General features: G+C 64.6%; 6 protein-coding genes and 1 pseudogene. 6 read left to right on the top strand and 1 reads right to left on the bottom strand.

The window, feature by feature from the left end; all coding sequences use genetic code 11:
- Nucleotides 1-78: 78 nt before the first annotated feature.
- Nucleotides 79-222, top strand: a pseudogene (locus tag NX780_RS24540) (alpha/beta hydrolase); the annotation flags it as partial.
- Nucleotides 223-354: 132 nt separating this feature from the next.
- On the opposite strand, the gene recG reads toward NX780_RS24540, so the two are convergent.
- Nucleotides 355-2,418: an ATP-dependent DNA helicase RecG gene (gene recG / locus NX780_RS24535; protein ID WP_258830511.1), complete on the bottom strand. Its 2,064-nt coding sequence runs from the start codon at nt 2,416-2,418 to the stop codon at nt 355-357.
- Nucleotides 2,419-2,523: 105 nt separating this feature from the next.
- Here recG and queA point away from each other — a divergent pair, with 105 nt between their 5' ends.
- The 5 genes from queA (at nt 2,524) to secF (ending at nt 8,266) form a co-directional block, all read left to right on the top strand.
- Nucleotides 2,524-3,546 (top strand): tRNA preQ1(34) S-adenosylmethionine ribosyltransferase-isomerase QueA, encoded by a 1,023-nt coding sequence (queA, locus tag NX780_RS24530; protein WP_258830510.1) that lies wholly within the window; start codon nt 2,524-2,526, stop codon nt 3,544-3,546.
- A gap of 24 nt (nt 3,547-3,570) precedes the next feature.
- Entirely contained in the window at nt 3,571-4,710 is a 1,140-nt protein-coding gene (gene tgt / locus NX780_RS24525) for a tRNA guanosine(34) transglycosylase Tgt (protein ID WP_258830509.1), read from the top strand.
- Between the two features lie 236 nt (nt 4,711-4,946).
- The gene (gene yajC, locus NX780_RS24520) at nt 4,947-5,279 is read left to right on the top strand and encodes a preprotein translocase subunit YajC (RefSeq protein WP_258830508.1); all 333 of its coding nucleotides are present in this window, start codon (nt 4,947-4,949) and stop codon (nt 5,277-5,279) included.
- Between the two features lie 63 nt (nt 5,280-5,342).
- Nucleotides 5,343-7,241 carry a protein translocase subunit SecD gene (gene secD / locus NX780_RS24515; RefSeq protein WP_258830507.1) on the top strand — a complete coding sequence of 633 codons (1,899 nt, stop codon included), beginning with the start codon at nt 5,343-5,345 and terminating at the stop codon, nt 7,239-7,241.
- Between the two features lie 2 nt (nt 7,242-7,243).
- The gene (gene secF, locus NX780_RS24510; RefSeq protein WP_258830506.1) at nt 7,244-8,266 is read left to right on the top strand and encodes a protein translocase subunit SecF; all 1,023 of its coding nucleotides are present in this window, start codon (nt 7,244-7,246) and stop codon (nt 8,264-8,266) included.
- Nucleotides 8,267-8,412 lie beyond the last annotated feature (146 nt).

The raw sequence follows: 8,412 nt of genomic DNA, 5'->3' as shown, positions 1-8,412 counted from the left end.
AACGGACACGGGCTCGACTGTAATCGCTAGCAACGGCCGAGCTCGTGTCCAAATGTCAGACCTGACACCGAGATTTGCGATGCCGCCGGCGTCGAGGTGAAATCGGTGCGCTACAACGGCATGATCCACGACTTCGGCCTGCTCAGTGCCTTGAGCGATGTGCCGGCCGTGAAGAGCGCCCTGCAGCAGGCATCGCAGGAACTGAAAGAGCGCTTGCAATGAACGCACCCAGCCGGTGTCAGGTCTGACAAACGGACACGGGCTCGACTGTAATCGCTAGCAACGGCCGAGCTCGTGTCCAAATGTCAGACCTGACACCGAGATTTGGACACCGAGATTTGGCAGGGGAATGCGTCAGACTTTCAGGAATTCCTCACGCCCGCCCAGCCAGCGCGTGAGGTGGGCATCGACGACCGCCATGTATTCGGGGCGGTCGGCGTTGTCCAGCAGGTACTGCGCCACGTCGCGCGCCTTCTCCCCGATCCACTGGTCGGCTTCCAGGTCGGCGAAACGCAGCATCGCCTCGCCCGACTGGCGCGCGCCCAGGAACTCGCCGGGGCCGCGGATCTCGAGGTCGCGCCGCGCGATCTCGAAACCGTCGGTGGTCTCGCGCATCGTGAGCAGGCGCTGCTTGGCCACCTGGCCCAGCGGGCTTTGATACAGGAGCAGGCACACGCTCGCGGCCGAGCCCCGGCCCACGCGGCCGCGCAGCTGGTGCAGCTGCGACAAACCAAAACGCTCGGCGTGCTCGATCACCATCAGCGAGGCGTTCGGCACGTCGACGCCGACCTCGATGACGGTGGTGGCCACCAGCACGTGCACCTCGCCGCTGGAGAAGCCGTCCATGATCACCTGTTTCTCCGCCGGCTTCATGCGCCCGTGCACCAGGCCCACGGTGAGATCCGGCAGCGCCTCGGCCAGGGTCTCGTAGGTCTCGGTCGCGGTCTGCAGCTGCAGCACCTCGGATTCCTCGATCAGCGGGCAGACCCAGTAGACCTGCCGGCCCTCCTGCGCCGCCGCGTGCACCCGCTCGATCACCTCGTCGCGCCGGTTCTGGTCGATGGCGCGCGTGACGATCGGGCTGCGGCCCGGCGGCAGCTCGTCGATGACCGACACTTCCAGGTCGGCGTAATAGGTCATGGCCAGGGTGCGCGGGATCGGCGTGGCCGACATCATGAGCTGGTGCGGCACCAGGCCGTCGCTGCCCTTGTTGCGCAAGGTGAGGCGCTGGCCGACGCCGAAGCGGTGCTGCTCGTCGACGATCACCAGGCCCAGTTTCGCGAACTGCACCGTGTCCTGGATCAGGGCGTGGGTGCCGATCACGAGTTTGGCTTCGCCCGATTCGATCAGCTCCTTGGCCGCGTCCTTTTCCTTTTTCTTCAGGCTGCCCGTCAGCCAGGCCACTTTCACGCCCAGCGGCTCCATCCACGCGGCGATCTTGCGGAAGTGCTGCTCGGCCAGGATCTCGGTCGGCGCCATCAGGGCCGCCTGGTAGCCGCTGTCGATGGCCTGGGCGGCGGCCAGCGCCGACACCACGGTCTTGCCGCTGCCGACGTCGCCCTGCAGCAGGCGCTGCATCGGATAGCCCTCGCGCAGGTCGGCGCGGATTTCCTGCACCACGCGCTGCTGGGCGCCAGTGAGCTGGAAGGGCAGGGCGGCCAGGAAAGCCTCGGACAATTCGCCCACCGCGCGCAGCTGGGGCGCGCCCTTTTCGCGCCGCGCGCGCTGGGCGCGCTTGAGGGACAGCTGCTGCGCCAGCAGCTCGTCGAACTTCATGCGGGTCCAGGCCGGGTGGGAGCGTTCGGTCAGGGCGTATTCGTCGACGTCGGCCGGCGGATAGTGCAGCAGGCGCACCGCCGGTTCGAAGTCCCACAGCTGCAGGCGCGAGAGGAAGGCGTTCGGCAGGGTGTCGCGCCAGTCCACGCGCTTCATGGCGTCGGCGATCGCGCGCCGCATGACGGTCTGCGACAGGCCTTCGCCGGCCGGGTAGACCGGGGTGAGCGAGGTCGGCAGCGGCGCGCCCTCGTTGATGACCTTATAGGTCGGGTGGACCATCTCGGCCCCGAAGAAGCCGTGCTTGAGCTCGCCGCGGGCACGGATACGCACCCCCTCGGACATCTGCTTGACCTGGCTGCCGTAGAAATTCATGAAGCGCAGCTGCAGCTCGCCGGTCTCGTCGGCGATCTGCACCAGCAGCTGGCGCCGGGGCTTGTAGGTGATTTCATTCCTGACCACGACGCCTTCGACCTGCCAGGTCTGCAGCCCGCGCATGGAGGCTTCGCGGATCGTGACGATCTTGGTCTCGTCCTCGTAGCGCATCGGCAGGTGCAGCACCAGGTCCATATCGGTGCGCAGGCCGAGCCGGGCGAGCTTGGATTCGATGGTTTTGGGTGCGGATGTGGTCTTGGTGGCGGGCATATTGCGGCATTTCAGGCTTTGCTGGCGTAAAATAGAGGGTTCGCCGCACGCACTGCAGCCTCTATTGTAAGGCTGTCAGCATCCATTTTCCCAGAATTGAAGACAATGTACTCGCTTTCCGATTTCGATTTCGACCTGCCGCCAGAGCGGATCGCGCAGCTGCCGCTGCCGGATCGCAGCGCCTCGCGCCTCCTGCAGCTCGATGGCGACCAGATCACCGACCGTCACTTCGCCGACATCGTCGACCAGCTCCAGCCGGGCGACCTGCTGGTGATGAACAATACGCGCGTGCTCAAGGCGCGCTTCTTCGGCGTCAAGGAAACCGGCGGCCAGGTCGAAGTGCTGGTCGAACGGGTGCTGGACCACCGCACCGTGCTGGCGCAGGTGCGCGCCTCGAAGTCGCCGAAGCCCGGCAACCGCATCCGTCTGGCCGACGCCTTCGACGTCACCACGGGCGAGCGCGCCGGCGAGTTCTTCACCCTGCATTTCGAAGGGGATGTCTTCGAGCTGATCGAGGCCCACGGCCGCCTGCCGCTGCCGCCCTATATCGAGCACAATGCGGACGAATTCGACGAGCAGCGCTACCAGACCGTGTATTCATCGGCGCCGGGCGCCGTGGCCGCGCCGACCGCCGGCCTGCACTTCGACCAGCCGCTGCTCGATCGCCTGGCCGGGAAGGGGATCAGGTTCGCCTACGTGACCCTGCACGTGGGCGCCGGCACCTTCCAGCCGGTGCGCGTGGAAGACCTGTCGGCCCACAAGATGCACAGCGAGTGGTACACGATTCCCCAGGAGACCGTGGACGCCGTGCGCGCGGCAAAGGCCGCCGGCCGCGACGTGGTGGCGGTGGGCACGACGTCGCTCCGCGCGCTGGAATCGGCCTCGCAGTCGGGTGAGCTCAAGGCAGGCAGCGACGACACGGCCCTCTTCATCACGCCCGGCTACACCTTCAAGACGGTCACCCGTCTGATCACGAACTTCCACCTGCCGAAGTCGACCCTGATGATGCTGGTGTCGGCCTTTGCCGGCTACCACGAGATCCGCAAGGCCTACCAGCATGCGATCGCCAATGAATACCGCTTCTTCAGCTATGGCGACGCCATGCTGCTCACGAATCGACGCAACTAAGCGCTCACGCCAATAAAGAACACGATGCTCGAATTTACCCTGCTTAAGAAAGACACCAGCGGCCTCTCGCACGCGCGTCGCGGCCGCCTGAAACTCAACCACGGCACCATCGAAACCCCGATCTTCATGCCGGTCGGGACCTATGGCTCGGTCAAGGCGATGTCGCCGGTCGAACTGAAGGAAGTCGGCTCGCAGATCATCCTGGGCAATACCTTCCACCTGTGGCTGCGCCCGGGCACGGCGGTGCTCGACAAGTTCGGCGGCCTGCACGGCTTCATGGGCTGGAACGGCCCCATCCTGACCGACTCGGGCGGCTTCCAGGTGTTCTCGCTGGGGGCCATGCGCAAGATCACGGAAGAGGGCGTGAAGTTCGCCTCGCCGATCGACGGCTCGCGCCAGTTCCTGTCGCCGGAAGTGTCGATGCAGATCCAGCGCTCGCTGAACTCGGACATCGTGATGCAGTTCGACGAGTGCACCCCCTACGAGATCGACGGCCGTCCGGCGACCAGCGAAGAAGCGGCCAAGTCGATGCGCATGTCGCTGCGCTGGGCCCAGCGCTCGATGAACGAGTTCAATCGCGGCGAGAACCCGAATGCGCTGTTCGGCATCGTCCAGGGCGGCATGTACGAGCACCTGCGCGACGAGTCCCTTAGCGGTCTGGAAGACATCGATTTCCCGGGCCTGGCGATCGGTGGTCTGTCGGTGGGCGAGCCGAAGGAAGACATGCAGCGCATCCTGGCCCACGTCGGCCCGCGCCTGCCGGAAAACAAGCCGCACTACCTGATGGGCGTGGGCACGCCGGAAGACCTGGTCGAAGGCGTGGCCAATGGCGTCGACATGTTCGACTGCGTGATGCCGACCCGGAACGCCCGCAATGGCTGGCTGTTCACGCGCTTCGGCGACGTCAAGATCAAGAACGCGCGCTACAAGGACGACGGGGCGCCGCTGGACGAGAGCTGCGATTGCTACTGCTGCAAGAACTTCTCGCGCGCCTACCTGCACCACCTGCACCGCTCGAACGAGATCCTGGGTGCGCGCCTGAACACCATCCACAACCTGCACTACTACCTGAAGCTGATGCAGGAGATGCGCGATGCGATCGATGCCGACCGCTTCAACGAGTTCCGGATCCAGTTCCGGGCTGACCGCTCGCGCGGCGTGTAAGCGAACACTCACTGCCGAGTCTTCGTGAATGGGTTTCCACGCAGGTGGGAACCCATTTTCTTTTTGGGCTACGCGTCCACGCCGAGGCTGTGTTTACGCACGCTGCAATTAAATTTCCAGCAACATCTTGCAATCAGGAATTGCAAACCTACATACCTCCAGATTGTCCCCGGCCGCAGCGCCGGTGCTAGAATACACCGCTTAATTTTTTTAATCTCACCACAATCGGAGTTCTTGTGTTCATTTCCAACGCGTACGCGCAAACCACCGCCGCAGCCGATCCGGGCCTGATGGGTAGCCTGACCACCTTCCTGCCGCTGATCCTGATGTTTGTGGTCATGTATTTCCTCATGATCCGTCCGCAGCAGAAGCGCCAGCGTGAACTGAAAGCGATGATGGATGCGCTGACCAAGGGCGACGAAGTGGCGACCGCCGGCGGCATCCTGGGCCGTGTGGTCAAGGTGGCCGACACCTACGTGACCCTGGAAGTGTCGACCGGCACCGAGATCGTGGTCCAGAAGAACGCAGTGACGACCCTGCTGCCGAAAGGCACCCTGAAGGCCCTGTAAGCCCGGTCGGCACGATGCGGCGGCCTTGGCCGCCGCGTGCCCAACTCAGAACGCTGGAAAACCATGAATCGCTACCCCGTCTGGAAATATCTACTGATCGCCGTCGCGCTCCTGCTGGGCGCGCTGTTTACGGCGCCGAACTACTTCGGCGAAACGCCGGCGCTGCAGGTCACCACCGGTAAAACGACGGTCAACATCACCAGCGCCACCGTCGGCCTGGTCGAGGATGCGCTCAAGCGCAACGGCGTTCCGGCCACCGCCATCGCCCTGGAAGGCACCGGCAACAGCACCGCGGTGCGCGCCCGCTTCGCCACCACCGACGCCCAGTTCCGGGCCAAGCTGGCCCTCGAGCGCGACCTGAACCGCGACAAGGAAAACCCCGACTACATCGTCACCGTCAACCTGGCGAAGAACACGCCCGCGTGGATGGAAAAGATCGGCGCCAAGCCCATGAACCTGGGTCTCGACCTGCGCGGCGGCGTCCACTTCCTGCTGCAGATCGACAGCAAGGCCGTGCTCGACACCAAGGTCAAGGGCCTGCAGGCCAGCGTACGCAGCCAGCTGCGCGACGCCAACGTCCGCCACGCCGGCATCGAGCGCGTGGGCGACACCATCGAAGTGCGCTTCCGCGACGCCGCGACCCGCACCGCCGCCCGCAACACGCTGGCCAAGCAGTCGCAGGACCTGGCCTTCACCGAGACCGCCGACGGCACCGAGCTGAAGCTGGCCGTCGCCCTCAAGCCGGAGGCGCTCAAGCGCACCGTCGAAGAAGGCGTGAAGCAGAACATCTCCACCCTGTCCAAGCGTATCAATGAACTGGGCACCACCGAACCGCTGATCCAGCAGCAGGGCGCCGACCGCATCATCGTCCAGCTGCCGGGCGTGCAGGACGTGGCGCGCGCCAAGGACATCATCGGCCGCACCGCCACCCTGGAACTGCGCATGGTCGATTCGACCGTGACCCCGGGCACCGAGACCTCCGCCGCCATCCCGCTCAATTCCGAACTGTTCACCGAAGGCCGCGGCGCCCCGGTGGTGGTGTCGAAGGACATCATCCTGACCGGCGACTACATCTCGAGCGCCGTCGCCAGCTTCGATTCGAACCAGCAACCTGCCGTCTCGATCGACCTGAACGGCGACGGCGGCCGCCGCATGCGCATGGCCACCCGTGAAAACGTCGGCAAGCGCCTGGCGGTCCTGCTGAAGGAAAAAGGCGTGTACAGCGTGCCGACCGCCCCGGTCATCAACCAGGAACTGGGTTCGACCTTCCAGATCACCGGCATCGGCAGCATCGAAGACGCCAACGAACTGGCGCTGCTGCTGCGCTCGGGCGCGCTGTCGGCGCCGATGGAATTCATCGAGGAACGCGTGATCGGCCCGCAGCTGGGCGCCGAGAACATCGAACGCGGCCTGCATTCGACCCTGTGGGGTTTCGTGGCGATCGCGGTCTTCATGATCGTCTACTACCACCTGGTGGGCTTCGTCAGCGCGGTGTCCCTGGCGGCCAACGTGCTGTTCCTGCTGGCGCTGCTGTCGATGCTGCAGGTCACATTGACCTTGCCGGGTATCGCGGCAATCGCGCTGACCCTCGGCATGGCGATCGACTCCAACGTGCTGGTCAATGAGCGCATCCGCGAGGAACTGCGTGCGGGCGCCGCGCCCCAGGTGGCGATCAATGCCGGCTACAAGCACGCCTGGGACACGATTTTCGACTCCAACGTGACCGCCCTGATCGTCGGCCTGGCGCTGCTGATCTTCGGTTCCGGCGCGGTCCGCGGCTTCGCCGTGGTGCACTGCCTGGGCATCCTGACCTCGATGTTCTCGGCCGTGTTCCTGTCGCGTGGCCTGATCAACCTCTGGTATGGCCGCAAGAAGAAGCTGACCGCGATCTCGATCGGCACGGTCTGGAAAGAAGGCTTCACGCCCAACAAGCAAAACACGACGCAGGAAACTCAGGGTTAATCATGGAATTTTTCAAGATCAAACGGGACATCCCGTTCATGCGTCACGCCGTGATCCTCAATGTGATCTCGATCGTGACCTTCCTGGCAGCCGTGTTCTTCCTGGCGACCAAGGGCCTGCATTATTCGGTGGAGTTCACCGGCGGCACGCTGATGGAGCTGCACTACCCGCATGCGGCGGACCAGGAAAAGATCCGCGCCACGCTGCGCGGCGTCGGCTTCGAAGCGCCTGAAGTCACCAGCTTCGGCACCGCCCAGGACGTTCTGTTGCGCCTGCCGATCGCCGAAGGTTCGGCCCAGGCCGACACCTCGTCCCGTGCCTTCACTGCGGTCTGCGCCTCCGAGCAGGGCACGCCGCAGGTCACCCAGGTACAAACCGACAAGGGCCAGACGGTCGCCCGCACCAGCTGCGTCAATGCCGCCGGCCAGGAACTGGTCAGCCTGCAGCGCGTCGAATACGTCGGCCCGGCTGTCGGCAAGGAGCTGCAGGAGAACGGCCTGAACGCGCTGCTGATGGTGGTGATCGGTGTGGTCGTCTACCTGGCGATCCGCTTCGAGTGGAAGTTCGCCGTTTCGGCCATCATCGCGAACCTGCACGACGTCGTCATCATCCTGGGCTTCTTCGCTTTCTTCGAGTGGGAGTTCTCCCTGACGGTGCTGGCGGCGATCCTCGCCGTGCTGGGCTACTCGGTCAACGAATCGGTCGTCATCTTCGACCGGATCCGCGAGATGTTCCGCAAACAGCGCAAGATGACGGTGCCGCAGGTGATCGACCACGCGATCACCAGCACCATCTCGCGCACCATCATCACCCACGGTTCGACCCAGATCATGGTGCTGTCGATGCTGCTGTTCGGCGGCCCCGCGCTGCACTACTTCGCGATGGCGCTGACCATCGGCATCTGCTTCGGCATCTATTCCTCGGTGTTCGTGGCGGCGGCGCTGGCCATGTGGCTGGGCGTGAAGCGCGAAGACCTGGTCAAGCCGGTCAAGGAGAAGGACGAGACCGACGGCGCCGTCGTATAAACGCGCCCTGGTCTGCAAGAATGCCGCCCCGGCCCTGCCGCGGCGGCATTTTTTATGCCGTTCCGATCGATTTGCTTCTTTATGTTGGGTAGCGCACAGAGCCGGCATGACGCCATCCCTATAGTGAAGCTGTCTCTTTCAGGACA

The sequence above is a fragment of the Massilia agri genome, assembly GCF_024753255.1.
GTDB classification, from domain to species: Bacteria; Pseudomonadota; Gammaproteobacteria; order Burkholderiales; family Burkholderiaceae_D; genus Telluria; species Telluria agri.
This window is presented reverse-complemented; position numbering and strand designations above follow the sequence as displayed.